The following is a 14259-nucleotide window of genomic DNA, read 5'->3' on the forward strand; positions in this document are numbered from 1 at the left end:
ACGGAAGGTTCACGAAGGGGGGTTCTGGCCCAGCGGGCACCCCGAAGTGGTAACGCGGCAGGAAGTGGGGGCGCGCTGTCCTGCCGGGGACGCGTTGCGGCCACAATGGAGGGATGAGCGACAGTCCAGCCCCCCTCGCTGATCCGCATCTTGTCTTCGACCCCGTGGACGGAGTCCGGGATGTCGTGATCCTCGGCTCCACCGGCTCGATCGGCACCCAGGCCATCGACCTCGTGCTGCGCAACCCCGACCGGTTCCGGGTCACCGCGCTCTCCGCCGCCGGCGGCAGGGTCGGACTCCTCGCGGAGCAGGCCCACCGGCTGCGCGTGCGGACCGTCGCCGTCGCCCGCGAGGATGTCGTACCGGCGCTGCGCGAGGCCCTCGCGGCGCAGTACGCCCCCGGCGAGACGCTTCCCGAGATACTGGCCGGAGCGGACGCCGCCACCCAGCTCGCCGCCTCCGACTGCCACACCGTGCTCAACGGCATCACCGGCTCCATCGGCCTCGCCCCGACCCTCGCCGCCCTGGAGGCGGGCCGCACGCTCGCGCTCGCCAACAAGGAGTCGCTCATCGTCGGCGGCCCGCTGGTGAAGGCGCTGGCCAAGCCGGGCCAGATCATCCCCGTGGACTCCGAGCACGCCGCCCTGTTCCAGGCGCTGGCCTCCGGCACCCGCGCCGATGTGCGCAAGCTGGTCGTGACCGCCTCCGGTGGCCCCTTCCGCGGTCGTACGAAGGCGGAGCTGGCGGACGTCACACCCACCGACGCTCTCGCGCACCCCACCTGGGCCATGGGCCCGGTCATCACGATCAACTCCGCGACCCTGGTCAACAAGGGACTGGAAGTCATCGAGGCCCACCTCCTCTACGACATTCCCTTCGACCGCATTGAGGTGGTCGTGCATCCCCAGTCGTATGTCCACTCGATGGTGGAATTCACGGACGGATCGACGATCGCCCAGGCGACGCCCCCCGACATGCGCGGGCCGATCGCCATCGGGCTCGGCTGGCCCGAGCGCGTCCCGGACGCGGCCCCCGCGTTCGACTGGACGAAGGCGTCGAACTGGGAGTTCTTCCCGCTCGACAACGACGCGTTCCCGTCGGTCGGGCTCGCCCGGCACGTGGGGCAGCTCGCGGGTACGGCCCCGGCGGTGTTCAATGCCGCCAACGAGGAGTGCGTGGACGCGTTCCTGAACGGCACACTGCCGTTCAACGGGATCATGGAGACCGTCACACGGGTGGTCGAGGAACACGGCACACCGGATACGGGAACTTCCCTGACCGTCGCGAACGTCCTCGAAGCGGAGACCTGGGCGCGCGCCCGGGCCCGTGAACTGACGGTACGGACGACAACCGCGGAGGCTCGTGCATGACGACCCTGATGATGATCCTCGGCATAGTCGTCTTCGTGATCGGCCTGCTCATCTCGATCGCGTGGCACGAGCTGGGACATCTGTCGACGGCCAAGCTCTTCGGCATCCGCGTGCCGCAGTACATGGTCGGCTTCGGCCCGACCATCTGGTCACGCAAGAAGGGCGAGACCGAGTACGGGGTGAAGGCGGTCCCGCTCGGCGGCTACATCCGCATGATCGGAATGTTCCCGCCCGGTCCGGACGGCCGTATCGAGGCCCGCTCGACCTCCCCCTTCCGAGGCATGATCGAGGACGCCAGGTCGGCAGCCTTCGAGGAGCTCAAGCCCGGCGACGAGAGCCGCCTCTTCTACACGCGCAAGCCGTGGAAGCGCGTGATCGTGATGTTCGCCGGCCCCTTCATGAACCTCATCCTGGCCGTCGCGATCTTCCTCGGCGTGATGATGACGTTCGGCGTCCAGACCCAGACCACCACGGTCAGCGCGGTCTCGCCCTGCGTCATCCAGGCCAGCGAGAACCGCGACGAGTGCAAGAAGAGCGACCCCGTCGCACCCGCCCAGGCCGCCGGCCTCAAGGGCGGCGACAAGATCATCGCGTTCAACGGCAAGGAGGTCGCCGACTGGTCGGCCCTCCAGTCCGACATCCGCGCCAACCCCGGCAAGGCCGTCACGGTCACCGTGCTGCGCAAGGGCGAGCAGGTCGACCTGACCGCCCACCTGGTCAAGAACCAGGTCAGCAAGACCGACGGCAACGGCGGCTATGTCGAAGGTGACTACGTCTACGCCGGCTGGTTCGGCTTCACGCCCGCCACCGGCATCGTCCAGCAGTCCTTCTCGCAGTCCGTGGACCGCATGGGCGACATGATGCAGAACGGCGTCGAGTCGCTGGTCGCGCTCCCCGGCAAGGTCCCCGACCTGTGGAACGCGACCTTCGGGGACGCCCCGCGCAAGGCCGACTCCCCGATGGGCGTGGTCGGCGCGGCCCGCATCGGCGGTGACGTCTTCACGCTGGACATCCCCGCTTCCCAGCAGGTCGCGATGATGCTGCTTCTGGTAGCCGGCTTCAACCTGTCCCTCTTCCTCTTCAACATGCTCCCGCTGCTCCCGCTCGACGGCGGGCACATCGCGGGCGCCCTGTGGGAGTCGCTGCGGCGGAACACGGCGAAGGTCCTGAAGCGGCCCGACCCGGGCCCCTTCGACGTGGCGAAGCTGATGCCCATCGCGTACGTGGTGGCCGGAATCTTCGTCTGCTTCACGGTTCTGGTGCTCATCGCGGACGTGGTTAACCCGGTGAAAATCTCCTAGCAAGGCACTGTTCGCGGCGGCCGGGCACCCTGGGTGTCCGGCCGCCATCCATTGGGTGGGTTTAGAGGCGTGATGTGCTCGGGCGTATGCCCGTGCCGTAATCTCGAAGCCTGGAGCCCACGATTCCGGGACCTTGATCCACAACTTGGGGTTGCACAGCAGATGACTGCGATTTCTCTCGGCATGCCGTCCGTTCCGACCAAGCTGGCCGAGCGCCGGAAGAGCCGGCAGATCCAGGTCGGAACCGTGGCCGTGGGTGGAGACGCACCGGTGTCGGTGCAGTCGATGACGACGACGCGTACGTCGGACATCGGCGCCACGCTCCAGCAGATCGCCGAGCTGACCGCGTCCGGCTGCCAGATCGTGCGGGTGGCGTGCCCCACGCAGGACGACGCGGACGCGCTCGCGACGATCGCCCGCAAGTCCCAGATCCCCGTCATCGCGGACATCCACTTCCAGCCGAAGTACGTCTTCGCGGCGATCAAGGCCGGCTGTGCCGCCGTCCGCGTCAACCCCGGCAACATCAAGCAGTTCGACGACCAGGTCAAGGAGATCGCGCGGGCCGCGAAGGACACCGGCACCCCGATCCGGATCGGCGTGAACGCCGGCTCGCTCGACCGGCGACTGCTCCAGAAGTACGGCAAGGCGACCCCCGAGGCGCTCGTCGAGTCCGCCCTCTGGGAAGCCTCCCTCTTCGAGGAGCACGACTTCCGGGACATCAAGATCTCGGTCAAGCACAACGACCCGGTGGTCATGGTCAACGCCTACCGTCAGCTGGCGGCCGCGTGCGACTACCCGCTGCACCTCGGTGTGACGGAGGCGGGCCCCGCCTTCCAGGGCACGATCAAGTCGGCCGTCGCCTTCGGCGCGCTGCTCTCCGAGGGCATCGGCGACACGATCCGCGTCTCCCTGTCGGCACCTCCGGCCGAGGAGGTCAAGGTCGGCATGCAGATCCTGGAGTCGCTGAACCTCAAGCAGCGGCGCCTGGAAATCGTCTCCTGCCCGTCGTGCGGCCGTGCCCAGGTCGATGTGTACAAGCTGGCCGAAGAGGTCACCGCCGGGCTCGACGGCATGGAGGTCCCGCTCCGTGTCGCCGTCATGGGCTGCGTGGTGAACGGACCCGGCGAAGCGCGTGAGGCCGACCTCGGCGTCGCCTCCGGCAATGGAAAGGGGCAGATCTTCGTCAAGGGCGAGGTCATCAAGACCGTGCCCGAGTCGAAGATCGTCGAGACGCTGATCGAGGAAGCGCTGAAGCTCGCCGAGCAGATGGAAGCCGCGGGGGTGGCCTCCGGCGAGCCGTCGGTGTCGGTGGCCGGCTGAGGCGTCTTTCGCCCCCGCCGCCCCTACCCGTCCCATCCCGTTCCTGGGGGCTGCGCCCCCAGACCCCCTAAAGATTGCGCAGTTCCCCGCGCCCCTCAAGGGGCGCGGGGAACTGCGCAATCTTTAGGACCAGCCCCCACCCACCCGCACCCGGGGGCGAAGGGGCAGCGCCCCTGGGGATGGGCGTAGGGGCGGCGGGGGCGAACACCGCCCCGGACAACGGGCGGCGCGGCTCAATCTCGCCAGGTACAGTGCGGAGATCAGCAGACCGTATGGTGAGGCCCCCGCACGTGTTGACCCAGACCACCACCAGGGTCCTCGAACCGAGTGACCTGGACGCCGCGCTCGCCGTCCTCGACCGCGAGCCGGTCGCGAACGCGTTCGTCGCGTCCCGGGTGCAGATCGCGGGCCTCGACCCATGGCGGCTCGGCGGCGAGATGTGGGGCTGGTACGAGGACGGCATGCTCCAGTCCCTGTGCTACGCCGGCGCCAACCTGGTACCGATCTGCGCCACCCCGCGGGCCGTACGCGGCTTCGCCGACCGGGCCAGAAGAGCCGGCCGCCGCTGCTCCTCGATCGTCGGCCCCGCCGAACCCACCGCCCAGCTCTGGCGGCTGCTCGAACCGAGCTGGGGCCCCGCCCGCGAGGTCCGCGGCCACCAGCCACTGATGGTCACCGACCGGCTCCCCGCCGACATCGCCCCGGATCCGTACGTCCGCCGCATCCGCAAGGACGAGATGGAGACGATCATGCCGGCCTGCGTGGCCATGTTCACCGAGGAGGTCGGCGTCTCGCCGCTCGCCGGTGACGGCGGGCTGCTCTACCAGGCACGCGTGGCCGAACTCGTCGGCTCCGGACGCTCGTTCGCCCGCCTCGACCAGAACGGCAAGGTCGTCTTCAAGGCGGAGATCGGCGCCGCGACCACCCGGGCCTGCCAGATCCAGGGCGTCTGGGTCGCGCCCGAATACCGGGGACAAGGCCTGGCCGCCCCCGGCATGGCCGCCGTCCTGCGCTACGCCCTCGCCGACGTGGCCCCGATCGCCAGCCTCTACGTCAACGACTTCAACACGGCGGCCAGGTCGACGTATCGCAGGGTGGGCTTCCAGGAGATCGGCGCCTTCATGAGCGTCCTGTTCTGAACCGCGCCCCCGTAACGGGCGCGAGGCTGTGACCTGTGCGGCTCCGCCGCGTGGGCGCGACCAGCCACAACGGACCCGCACCAGAACGACAACCCCCACCCTCCCTGTAGAGTCCCCGCATGCCGCGCTTCCCCGGTCAGGGCCACCGCAACCCCGGCGACGTGGTCATCGGCCCCCTGGATCTCGCCGCCCGCGTCGACGAGGCGCTCGCCGTGCAGGCCATCGCCTTCGGGCTGGGGGCGGAAGAGGTCGCCGTACGCCGGCAGATCGTGCTGCGTCACCTCACCTACCCGGGCGCCCGCTCGCTCGGCGCGACGACGGCCGACGGACGGCTCGTCGGGTTCGTCTACGGCATGCCCAACGACCGTACGCACTGGTGGTCCACCGTCGTCGAGCCGTATCTGCGCAGCCGGGGCCACGACGGCTGGCTCGACAACTCCTTCGTGATCACCGAACTGCACGTCCACCCGCGCTACCAGAACCATGGCATCGGCCGCTCCCTGATCACCGGCATCACGGACAGCGCCGCCGAACCCCGCTCGATCCTCTCCGCGATCGACACGGACAGCCCGGCCCGCGGCCTCTACCACTCCCTCGGCTACGAGGACCTGGCCCGACAGGTCCTGTTCCCCAGCGCCCCCAAGCCGTACGCCGTGATGGGCGCCCCTTTGCCCCTGCGCCGCCGTTAACCGATTTCCACCGTCCCGTACCGCCCGGCTAACCTCCTGCCATCACCCTTCAGCAGCAGGAGTAAAGAATCATGGCCCAGGTCCAGCGCATGTCCCGGTTGATGGTCAAGACACTGCGCGACGACCCGGCGGACGCCGAGGTACTCAGCCACAAGCTGCTGGTGCGCGCCGGCTATGTGCGCCGCACAGCCGCCGGCGTGTGGTCCTGGCTGCCGCTCGGCAAGAAGGTCCTGGCCAATGTCGAGCGGATCGTCCGCGAGGAGATGGACGCCATGGGCGGCCAGGAGGTCTCGCTCCCCGCGCTGCTGCCGAAGGAGCCCTACGAGGCGACCGGCCGCTGGGAGGAGTACGGCCCCGAGCTGTTCCGCCTCAACGACCGCAAGGGCGGCGACTACCTCCTCGGCCCCACCCACGAGGAGATCTTCACCCTCCTGGTCAAGGACCAGTGCACGTCCTACAAGGACCTGCCCGTGATCCTCTACCAGATCCAGACCAAGTACCGCGACGAGGCCCGCCCCCGCGCCGGCATCCTGCGCGGCCGCGAGTTCCTGATGAAGGACTCGTACTCCTTCGACCTGGAGGACGAGGGCCTCGCCCAGTCGTACGCCCTGCACCGCGAGGCGTACCAGAAGATCTTCGCGCGCCTCGGCCTGGACTACCGCATCTGCGCCGCGACCGCGGGCGCCATGGGCGGCTCCAAGTCGGAGGAGTTCCTCGCCCCGGCCGCGGCCGGCGAGGACACCTTCGCCGACTGCCCGAACTGCGACTACGCCGCCAACACCGAGGCGATCACGTACCCGCTGCAGCCCGTGGACGCGGCCGGTGTGCCCGCCCTCGAAGAGATCCCGACCCCCGACACCCCCACCATCGAGACGCTCGCCGCCCACCTGGGCGTGCAGGCCTCCGAGACCCTCAAGAACCTCCTCATCAAGGTGGACGGCGAGATCGTCGCGATCGGCGTCCCCGGCGACCGCGAGGTCGACATGGGCAAGGTAGAGGCGCACTTCGCCCCGGCCCCCGTCGAACTCGTCACCGCCACGGACTTCGTGGGCCGCGACGACCTGGTCCGCGGCTACGTCGGCCCCCAGGGCCTGGAGAAGGTCCGCTACTTCGCCGACCCGCGCATCGCCCCCGGAACCGCCTGGATCACCGGCGCCAACAAGGAGGGCCTGCACGCGAAGAACGTCGTCGCGGGCCGTGACTTCGAGGTCGACGAGTACGTCGACTCCGTGGTCGTCCAGGAAGGCGACCCGTGCCCCTCCTGCGGCACCGGCCTCAAGCTGGACCGCGCCATCGAGATCGGCCACATCTTCCAGCTCGGCCGCAAGTACGCCGACGCCCTGAACCTCGATGTCCTCGGCCAGCAGGGCAAGCCGGTCCGCGTGACCATGGGCTCCTACGGCATCGGCGTCTCCCGCGCCGTCGCCGCCCTCGCCGAGCAGCACGCCGACGAGCAGGGCCTGGTCTGGCCCAAGGAGGTCGCCCCCGCCGACGTCCACGTCGTCGCCGCGGGCAAGGCCCTCCAGACCGAACTGGCCCTCGACGTCTCCGACAAGCTGGCCGCGGCCGGCGTCCGCGTCCTGGTCGACGACCGCGCCGGCGTCTCCCCGGGCGTGAAGTTCACCGACGCCGAGCTCATCGGCGTACCGCAGATCCTGGTGGCCGGCCGCCGTTCGGCCGAGGGTGTCCTGGAGCTCAAGGACCGCCGCACCGGCGAGCGCGAGGAGCTGACCGTCGACGAGGCGATCGCCCGCCTGACGGCCCAGTAGGCGGAGGTTCCCGTAGCCGAAGTGCTTGAAGTCTGCAATTAAAGACGTCTCTCAGAGACTTCTTCCGAGGCGTATGGGTGCCTCACAGACTTCTCTCAGGCTGCTCCCCGACCGTAGGACGTGACAGAGCGTCACTCGGGAGGGGAGCAGCCATGACAGGCAGCGAGCGGGGAGCCGCCGCGGCGGTCCGCAAAGGGGCACGGCGTACGGCGGCCGCGGCAGCGGCGGTGACACTGGCGGCGGCGGCCGGGGTGTTCGCCCTGGTGGGTTCGATGCAGGCGGCCGCGGACGCCGACACGACGGCGTCCGGCAGCACAGGTTCGACGAGTTCGAGTTCGAGCACGAGTTCAGGCACGAGTACGAGCTCTGGTTCGAGCAGCGACACGGACTCGTCGTCGTCTTCGTCCTCCTCGGGGAGCTCAGGGAGCTCAGGGGGCTCTTCCTCGTCGAACTCCTCCTCCGGCCTTCAGGCGTCGTCCGACGGACTGACCTCCTCCGGCAGCAGCGGCTCGGCCGACTCCACTTCGGGGGCGTCGTGATGAGCACGGCCTTCCGTCCCACGGCCGCCGCCGAGTGGCGTGCCCTCGGCACGAGCGTCCGGCTGGTCGTCACCGACCCGGCGCTGCTGGACCCCTGCAACCTGCTGCTCGCCCGGCAGCTGGCCGAGGTCGACGCCACGTGCAGCCGTTTCCGCCCGGACTCCGAGCTGGCGGCCCTCGACAGCGCCGCAGGGCGACCGGTCAAGGTCAGCCCGCTGCTGGCCGAGGCACTGGCCGTCGCGCTGCGCGCCGCCGAAGCGACGGACGGCGCCGTCGACCCGACCGTCGGCTCGGCGATGAACGCCCTCGGCTACGACCGTGACTTCCAGCTGCTCCACGAGGACGGCCGCCCCGTACGGCTGACCGTGCGCCCGATACCCGGCTGGCGTCAGATACGGCTGGACCGCGCGACCGGCACGGTTACCATCCCAGCCGGGGTCCGCCTCGACCTGGGCGCCACGGCCAAGGCGTGGGCCGCCGACAAGGCCGCCGCGATGCTCGCCCAGGCGGCGGGGTGCGGCGTCCTGGTGAGCCTCGGCGGCGACACGGCCGTCGCGGGCGAACCACCGGCGGGCGGCTGGCGCATCCGCGTCCAGGACGCCACGGGCCCGGTCGACGAGACCCCGGCACCGGGCTCGTACGCCACGGTCGGCGTCCGCAGCGGCGGCCTCGCGACCCCCGGCACCACCGCCCGCCGCTGGCGCCGCGGCACCCACGACCTCCACCACATCATCGACCCGCACACGGGCCTGCCCGCCGAGACGCCGTGGCGCACCGTCTCGGTCGCGGCGGCCACCTGCGCCGACGCCAACGCGGCGAGCACAGCGGCCCTGGTGAAGGGCAAGAACGCGACACGCTGGCTGACCCGGCTGGGCCTGCCGGCAAGGCTGGTGGCGCGAGACGGAACGGTCCTCACGACCCCGGGCTGGCCCACTTCGCGACCCATCGGGCCCGCACTTTCAGCCCGTCCGGCGTTTGAGGACGAGGCCGTTCAGGCCGAAGGGGGGTCTGGGGGCGCAGCCCCCAGGGATGGGACGGGTAGGGGCGGCGGGGGCGAACAAGCGCCGAAGGCGCGGGCCGTGACCACCGCGCCGACCTCGACCACCGCGCCGACCTCGACCACCACGCGGGCCGCGGCATGACCGACTCCTCCATCCTCTGGTACGCCAACAGAGCCACCGGCGCGGTCTCGCTCGTCCTGTTCACGGTCGTCGTCCTGCTCGGCACAGCGGTAAGACTCCGCGGCCGTCTCCCCGGCCTCCCCCGCTTCGGCACAGTGACCCTCCACCGCACCCTCTCCCTCTCCGCCACCACCTTCCTCGCCCTCCACATCACCGCGGCGATCGCCGACGGCTACGTCAACATCACCACCCTCGACACCGTCGTCCCCTTCGTCTCCGACTACCAGCCCCTCTGGCTGGGCCTCGGCACCGTCGCCCTGGACCTGCTGCTCGCGGTCCTGATCACCAGCCTGCTCCGCGCCCGTCTGGGCCACCGCACCTGGCGAGCGGTGCACTGGCTGGCGTACGCCTCCTGGCCGATCGCGCTGATCCACGGCATCGGTATCGGCACCGACGCCGGTGCCACCTGGATGCTCTGGCTGACGGTCTCCTGCGTGGCCGCCGTCCTCATGGCGTCCGGCATCCGCGTCACCCAGGCGGCCCGCGCCTCCCGGCGAACCCCGTCCGCACTGCTTCGTACCGCCGAGGGAGCCCGCTCATGACCATGACCTTCACGGACATCTACATGCCGCCGAGGCTGCTCGCCCCCGGCGGCACCCCGGCCGGCTTCACCACCCACCAGCAGCGGTACGGCCCCCTGTCCTACGGCAACCCGGCCCACCTGCTGCGCACGCTCGCCGAATCCGGGCTCACCGGCCGCGGCGGCGCCGCGTTCCCCACGTACCGCAAGCTGGCCGCGGTCGCGGAGGCAGGTCGCCGCACGGGCCGCGCCCCGGTCGTCGTGGCGAACGGCGCGGAGGGCGAGCCCGCGAGCGCGAAAGACAGGACGCTGCTGCGGCTGTCTCCCCATCTCGTCCTGGACGGGCTGCAGCTGGCGGCCGAGGCGGTCGGCGCGGGGGAGGCGTACCTCGCGGTCGAGGACGGCGCGACGCCGCTCGAAACGGCACTCACCGAGCGCCGGGACCCCCTGCCGGTGCGCACGGTACGCGTCCCGAAGCGCTTCCTCTCCGGCCAGTCCTCGGCCCTCACCCAGTACATCTCCGGGCATGCCGCGCTGCCCCGGCACCAGCGCCCCCCAGTGCGCGAACAGGGCGTGCACCGGGCGCCGACCCTCGTCCAGAACGTGGAGACGCTCGCCCACTTCGCCCTCATAGCCCGCTACGGCGCCGACTGGTTCCGCTCCGCGGGCACGCCGGCCGAACCGGGCAGCGCACTGTGCACGGTGCATGTGCCGGGCCGCGAGGTACGGGTCGTGGAGGCGCCCTTCGGGATGCCCCTGCACCGGCTGCTGCCACTGGACGGCATCGGCGCGGTCCTGATCGGCGGCTACCACGGCACATGGATCCCTGCCGTCGAGGCCGCGACCCGCCCGCTGAGCATGGCCGACCTCGGCGCGGGCGTCCTGGCGGCCCTGCCCGCCGACCGCTGCGGCCTCGCCGAAACCGCCCGCGTCCTGCGCTATCTGGCCCTCGAATCGGCAGGCCAGTGCGGCCCCTGCCTCAACGGCCTGCCCCGGATCGCCGCCGCCTTCCGGACCCTGGCGTCCCCGGGACCGCACGGCACCGCCCGCGAGGACGTCGCCCGCTGGGCCGGACTCGTGGAGGGCCGCGGCGCCTGCCACCACCCCGACGGCACGGTCCGGCTGGTCCGCAGCGCACTCACGACGTTCGCCGCCGAACTCGACGCCCATGCCTCCGGTCACTGCACGGCGACCGACCGCACCCCCCTGCTGCCCGTCCCCGGAAGCCGGAGCTGACATGAAAGCCGCCACCGCCACAGCCACCGCCGGTACCGATCCGCGACTCGACATCGACTGGACCGCCTGCCAGGGCCATGGCCTGTGCGCCGAACTCCTCCCCGAGCACATCGTGCTCGACGAGTGGGACTACCCCGTGCTCGACCGGGGCCCTGTCCCTCGTACGACCCTGAAGCGCGCCCGCAGAGCAGCGGCCGACTGCCCGGTGCTCGCCCTCAAACTCACCACGACGCAGGGGAGTTGATCCAGTAAGAGGGGAGTTGAGCCAGTAAGGGGGCGTCAGAGCCAGCCCGCGAACTCCAGCAGCAGCTCCGCGTCCTGCGGACGTCCGACCCGGCGCGCCCGGACCCCGGACTCGACCGCCCGGAACAGGGTCCAGCCCCGCAGCCGCTCCTGGTCGACCTCCAGGGACTCGGCGAGCCGCTTCACCCGCCGCCGGGTGATCGACGAGCCCGAGGGCGAGGCGATCAGATCCTCCACCCGGTCGCGGACCAGCCGGGCCAGGTCGAAGGCACACTCACCGACCACCGGATCGGGGCCCACGGCCAGCCAGGGCATCCGCTCGGCGGCGAGCACCTTGCTCTGCCGGAAGGTGCCGTGCAGCAGCCGCTCCTCGGGCGGGTCGGCGAGCAGCGCGTCGCGGGCCGCGAGCGCCGCCTCCACCAGGGGGCCGACCTCGGCGTCGGCACCGGCGCTCGCCCGCATCGCCTCGGCCTGCCGGCCGGTCCGCTCGGCGACGGTCTCGAACACATGGGCGGCGGGCGGCTCGACCCACAGCCGCCGCAGCGTGCCCGCCGCCTCCAGCAGCGCCTTCGCCTCGGGCAGCGACCGCACGGACATGTCCGGGTGCAGCCGCTCCAGCAGCAGTACGCCGTGGGTGTCGCCGGGATTGAGGAGCCGGACCGCGCCCCGTCCGTCCCAGTGGGCGAGCGCGGCCCGCTCGCTCTCCGGACGGGCCCGCTCGGGCGCCAGCTTCAGCACGGCGGGCGTCCCGTCGATCAGCCGCACCAGCACGACCAGGCTGCTGCGCCCGCCGGGCGCCTGCACCCGCTCCACGGTCAACTCGCGTAGATCCACGGCCTGTTGGGCCAGCTCGGGCAGCTTGTCCAGCCAGTCACCGGCTCCGCCGCCTCCGTTGTGCTGCGTCTCGCCGAGCGCCCGCACGAGGCGCTGCGGCGGTTCGAAAGCCATGCGCGAGTTGTTTCCTTCCAGGTCGCGTTACGTCTGCGAGGGTGCCGACGCGGAGGGGGTGGCCGCCCGTTCGGCGAGCCCAGGGAAGGCTACGCTCTCGCCGCGCCAGCGCACCGCCCGCACCGCCGCCTCCCGCAGCGCCTCGGCGGCCGTGCGCCGCTGGTCGCCGGTGGAGGCGCGTACGAGGTCGGAGTACACCCCGGCCACACGTTCCTCCAGCTCTGCCGCGAACCGTACGGCTGTGCCGGAGTCCTTCACGGCGAACGGCAACGCGTATGCCGCCGCCGAGGCCTCGGGCTTGCCGTCCAGGTCCCGCACGGCGCGCGCCAGCTCGTCCCGGCGCGCCCGGTGGGCGTCGTACGCCGCCCGCGCCTCGCCCTGTCTGCCGGCGCCGATCTTGCCGCCGACGATGCCGTATCCGTAGACGACGGCGTGCTCGGCACCCAGCGCGGCCTGCAGGGCCTTGAGCTCGGCTTCCTTGGCCGCGGCGGCCTTCTGGGCCTTCTTGGCGCTCAGGGTGCTCCTGGCGCCCTTGGTTTCCCTGGTCCCGCTCACTTGGCCCCCTCCGTCAGCAAAAACGCGTGTGCGGCCCCGGCCGCCGCAACGCTGGCCAGCAGCCTGGCCAGCTCTCCCGGGACCTCCAGCAAGGCCTTGGTGCGCTCGTCCGCGAGGGTGCGCTCGGCTGAGGCGAGGTCGATGAGGGCGTCCTTCTCCCGGACCGGTACGGAGGGGGAGGCGCTCGGGTGCGCCGACGCGGCCGACGCGGACGCCGAATCCGAGGGGGAGGGCGAGGCGGAGGGTGATGCGGGGTGCGATGCGGTCACCGAAGGGGATGCCGACGGGTCGCTCCCCGTACCCCCGAACGCCTGCGCGTGCCGTACGACCTCCGCGTGCAGGGGGCGCAGCCGCTCCGCCAGCGCCGGGTGCACGGCGATCACGGCGGTGTAGCGCCCGGCCAGGGTCTCGCTGTCGCGGGCCGCGCGGGCGCGTGCCCGGTCCGCGGCCGAGGGGCTGCCGGCCGTGGTGTCGGTGGACTGCTCGGGGGTGGAGCAGCCCGCGAGGGCGAGGGTGCCTGCGGCCGATGCGAGCAGGCTCCTTCGGCGCGGGCCCGGGGGGGTGCGCGACGGCAGGGTGAACGGCACGGCAGACGTCCTCGGAGGGCTCGTACGAAAGGGAGGGCGATACGCCCGTGATCACGGTACCCGCGCCCCACCCGATCACTCGCCAGCGCCTCTCCCGGGACACGGGTTTCGCCCCCGCCGCCCCTACCCGTCCCATCCGTGGGGGCTGTGCCCCCAGACCCCCGCTCAAAAGATTGCGCAGTTCCCCGCGCTCCTTTTAGGGGCGCGGGGAACCCCCACCGGCCCGCAGCCGACGAACAACCCGCGGCACCCTCACCCCGTCACGGTGGACGGCAACACCCCCCGCGACCGGATACCCTTTGACCTGACACACGACCTACCCACAACAGCACACGCGGCCGAGGAGTCACCCGGATGAGCACCACCCAGAGCGAGAGGCTGCGAGAACTGCTGGAACCGCTCGTCAGCTCTCAGGGACTCGATCTCGAGGAGATCGAGGTGGACTCGGTCGGGCGCAAGCGCGTGCTGCGTGTCGTCGTCGACTCGGACGAGGGTGCCGACCTGGACGCGATCGCCGATGTGAGCCGCGCGCTCTCGGCGAAGCTCGACGAGACGGACGCGATGGGCGCGGGTGAGTACACCCTCGAGGTCGGAACCCCCGGTGCCGAGCGCGAGCTCAAGGAGCACCGTCACTACGTACGCGCCACGGACCGGCTGGTGAAGTTCCAGCTGCAGGACGATGGCGAGCTGGTCGCGCGCATCCTGACGGTCGAGGACGACGGCATCGACGTCGAGGTGCCGGGCGTGAAGGGGCGCAAGCCCACCGCCAAGCGGCTCGCCTTCGCGGACATCGTCAAGGCGCGCGTCCAGGTCGAGTTCAGCCGCAAGAACAAGAACGAAGAGAACGCAGAGGAGGCGTAGC

At 71.4% G+C, this 14259-nt stretch carries 15 protein-coding genes; 12 read left to right on the forward strand and 3 right to left on the reverse strand.

The features are described from left to right. Positions 1-113: 113 nt before the first annotated feature. From dxr to AB5J50_RS36105, 11 genes are all read left to right on the forward strand, one after another. On the forward strand, positions 114-1370 hold the full coding sequence (gene dxr / locus AB5J50_RS36055) for a 1-deoxy-D-xylulose-5-phosphate reductoisomerase (protein ID WP_369262694.1): 1257 nt from the start codon (positions 114-116) through the stop codon (positions 1368-1370). Continuing rightward, positions 1367-2671 (forward strand): RIP metalloprotease, encoded by a 1305-nt coding sequence (locus AB5J50_RS36060; RefSeq protein WP_369262696.1) that lies wholly within the window; start codon positions 1367-1369, stop codon positions 2669-2671. Before dxr ends, AB5J50_RS36060 begins: the two co-directional genes overlap by 4 nt. 162 nt (positions 2672-2833) lie before the next feature. Beyond that, positions 2834-3991: a flavodoxin-dependent (E)-4-hydroxy-3-methylbut-2-enyl-diphosphate synthase gene (gene ispG / locus AB5J50_RS36065; RefSeq protein WP_369262698.1), complete on the forward strand. Its 1158-nt coding sequence runs from the start codon at positions 2834-2836 to the stop codon at positions 3989-3991. Between the two features lie 290 nt (positions 3992-4281). Continuing rightward, on the forward strand, positions 4282-5130 hold the full coding sequence (locus tag AB5J50_RS36070) for a GNAT family N-acetyltransferase (protein ID WP_369262700.1): 849 nt from the start codon (positions 4282-4284) through the stop codon (positions 5128-5130). 119 nt (positions 5131-5249) lie between these two features. Then, positions 5250-5819, forward strand: coding sequence for a GNAT family N-acetyltransferase (locus AB5J50_RS36075; protein WP_369262702.1), 570 nt, complete (start codon positions 5250-5252; stop codon positions 5817-5819). Positions 5820-5890: 71 nt separating this feature from the next. Further along, on the forward strand, positions 5891-7588 hold the full coding sequence (locus AB5J50_RS36080) for a proline--tRNA ligase (RefSeq protein WP_369262703.1): 1698 nt from the start codon (positions 5891-5893) through the stop codon (positions 7586-7588). A 152-nt stretch (positions 7589-7740) separates the two neighbouring features. Then, the gene (locus AB5J50_RS36085) at positions 7741-8127 is read left to right on the forward strand and encodes a hypothetical protein (protein ID WP_369262704.1); all 387 of its coding nucleotides are present in this window, start codon (positions 7741-7743) and stop codon (positions 8125-8127) included. After that, complete coding sequence (locus AB5J50_RS36090; protein WP_369262706.1) at positions 8127-9269, forward strand: FAD:protein FMN transferase; 1143 nt, start codon at positions 8127-8129, stop codon at positions 9267-9269. The genes AB5J50_RS36085 and AB5J50_RS36090 overlap by 1 nt, the downstream gene beginning before the upstream one ends. Continuing rightward, complete coding sequence (locus tag AB5J50_RS36095) at positions 9266-9850, forward strand: ferric reductase-like transmembrane domain-containing protein (protein ID WP_369262708.1); 585 nt, start codon at positions 9266-9268, stop codon at positions 9848-9850. Before AB5J50_RS36090 ends, AB5J50_RS36095 begins: the two co-directional genes overlap by 4 nt. After that, positions 9847-11064: an NADH-ubiquinone oxidoreductase-F iron-sulfur binding region domain-containing protein gene (locus AB5J50_RS36100; RefSeq protein WP_369262709.1), complete on the forward strand. Its 1218-nt coding sequence runs from the start codon at positions 9847-9849 to the stop codon at positions 11062-11064. Before AB5J50_RS36095 ends, AB5J50_RS36100 begins: the two co-directional genes overlap by 4 nt. A 1-nt stretch (position 11065) precedes the next feature. Next, complete coding sequence (locus AB5J50_RS36105; protein ID WP_369262711.1) at positions 11066-11308, forward strand: ferredoxin; 243 nt, start codon at positions 11066-11068, stop codon at positions 11306-11308. A 35-nt stretch (positions 11309-11343) separates the two neighbouring features. Here the strand turns inward: AB5J50_RS36105 and AB5J50_RS36110 are convergent, their stop codons facing one another. From AB5J50_RS36110 to AB5J50_RS36120, 3 genes are read right to left on the reverse strand one after another with little or no spacing between them, the layout of a single operon-like run. After that, complete coding sequence (locus AB5J50_RS36110; protein ID WP_327432128.1) at positions 11344-12255, reverse strand: aminoglycoside phosphotransferase family protein; 912 nt, start codon at positions 12253-12255, stop codon at positions 11344-11346. A 27-nt stretch (positions 12256-12282) separates the two neighbouring features. Continuing rightward, entirely contained in the window at positions 12283-12771 is a 489-nt protein-coding gene (locus AB5J50_RS36115) for a ferritin-like domain-containing protein (protein WP_369265605.1), read from the reverse strand. A gap of 35 nt (positions 12772-12806) precedes the next feature. Continuing rightward, positions 12807-13397: a hypothetical protein gene (locus tag AB5J50_RS36120; protein ID WP_369262712.1), complete on the reverse strand. Its 591-nt coding sequence runs from the start codon at positions 13395-13397 to the stop codon at positions 12807-12809. 354 nt (positions 13398-13751) lie between these two features. Here AB5J50_RS36120 and rimP point away from each other — a divergent pair, with 354 nt between their 5' ends. Beyond that, positions 13752-14258 (forward strand): ribosome maturation factor RimP, encoded by a 507-nt coding sequence (gene rimP, locus AB5J50_RS36125; RefSeq protein WP_369262714.1) that lies wholly within the window; start codon positions 13752-13754, stop codon positions 14256-14258. The last annotated feature ends 1 nt before the right edge of the window (position 14259 follow it).

The sequence above is a fragment of the Streptomyces sp. R35 genome (genome assembly GCF_041053035.1).
In the GTDB taxonomy this organism is placed as follows: Bacteria; Actinomycetota; Actinomycetes; order Streptomycetales; family Streptomycetaceae; genus Streptomyces; species Streptomyces lutosisoli.

Bases quoted from the DNA above. Each gene is read 5' to 3' on its own strand.
- AB5J50_RS36080 (WP_369262703.1), top strand. From the start codon at position 5,891: ATGGCCCAGGTCCAGCGCATGTCCCGGTTGATGGTCAAGACACTGCGC.
- AB5J50_RS36090 (WP_369262706.1), top strand. From the start codon at position 8,127: ATGAGCACGGCCTTCCGTCCCACGGCCGCCGCCGAGTGGCGTGCCCTC.
- rimP (WP_369262714.1), top strand. From the start codon at position 13,752: ATGAGCACCACCCAGAGCGAGAGGCTGCGAGAACTGCTGGAACCGCTC.
- AB5J50_RS36095 (WP_369262708.1), top strand. From the start codon at position 9,266: ATGACCGACTCCTCCATCCTCTGGTACGCCAACAGAGCCACCGGCGCG.
- AB5J50_RS36105 (WP_369262711.1), top strand. From the start codon at position 11,066: ATGAAAGCCGCCACCGCCACAGCCACCGCCGGTACCGATCCGCGACTC.
- AB5J50_RS36075 (WP_369262702.1), top strand. From the start codon at position 5,250: ATGCCGCGCTTCCCCGGTCAGGGCCACCGCAACCCCGGCGACGTGGTC.
- AB5J50_RS36110 (WP_327432128.1), bottom strand. From the start codon at position 12,255: ATGGCTTTCGAACCGCCGCAGCGCCTCGTGCGGGCGCTCGGCGAGACG.
- AB5J50_RS36085 (WP_369262704.1), top strand. From the start codon at position 7,741: ATGACAGGCAGCGAGCGGGGAGCCGCCGCGGCGGTCCGCAAAGGGGCA.
- ispG (WP_369262698.1), top strand. From the start codon at position 2,834: ATGACTGCGATTTCTCTCGGCATGCCGTCCGTTCCGACCAAGCTGGCC.
- AB5J50_RS36060 (WP_369262696.1), top strand. From the start codon at position 1,367: ATGACGACCCTGATGATGATCCTCGGCATAGTCGTCTTCGTGATCGGC.
- dxr (WP_369262694.1), top strand. From the start codon at position 114: ATGAGCGACAGTCCAGCCCCCCTCGCTGATCCGCATCTTGTCTTCGAC.
- AB5J50_RS36100 (WP_369262709.1), top strand. From the start codon at position 9,847: ATGACCATGACCTTCACGGACATCTACATGCCGCCGAGGCTGCTCGCC.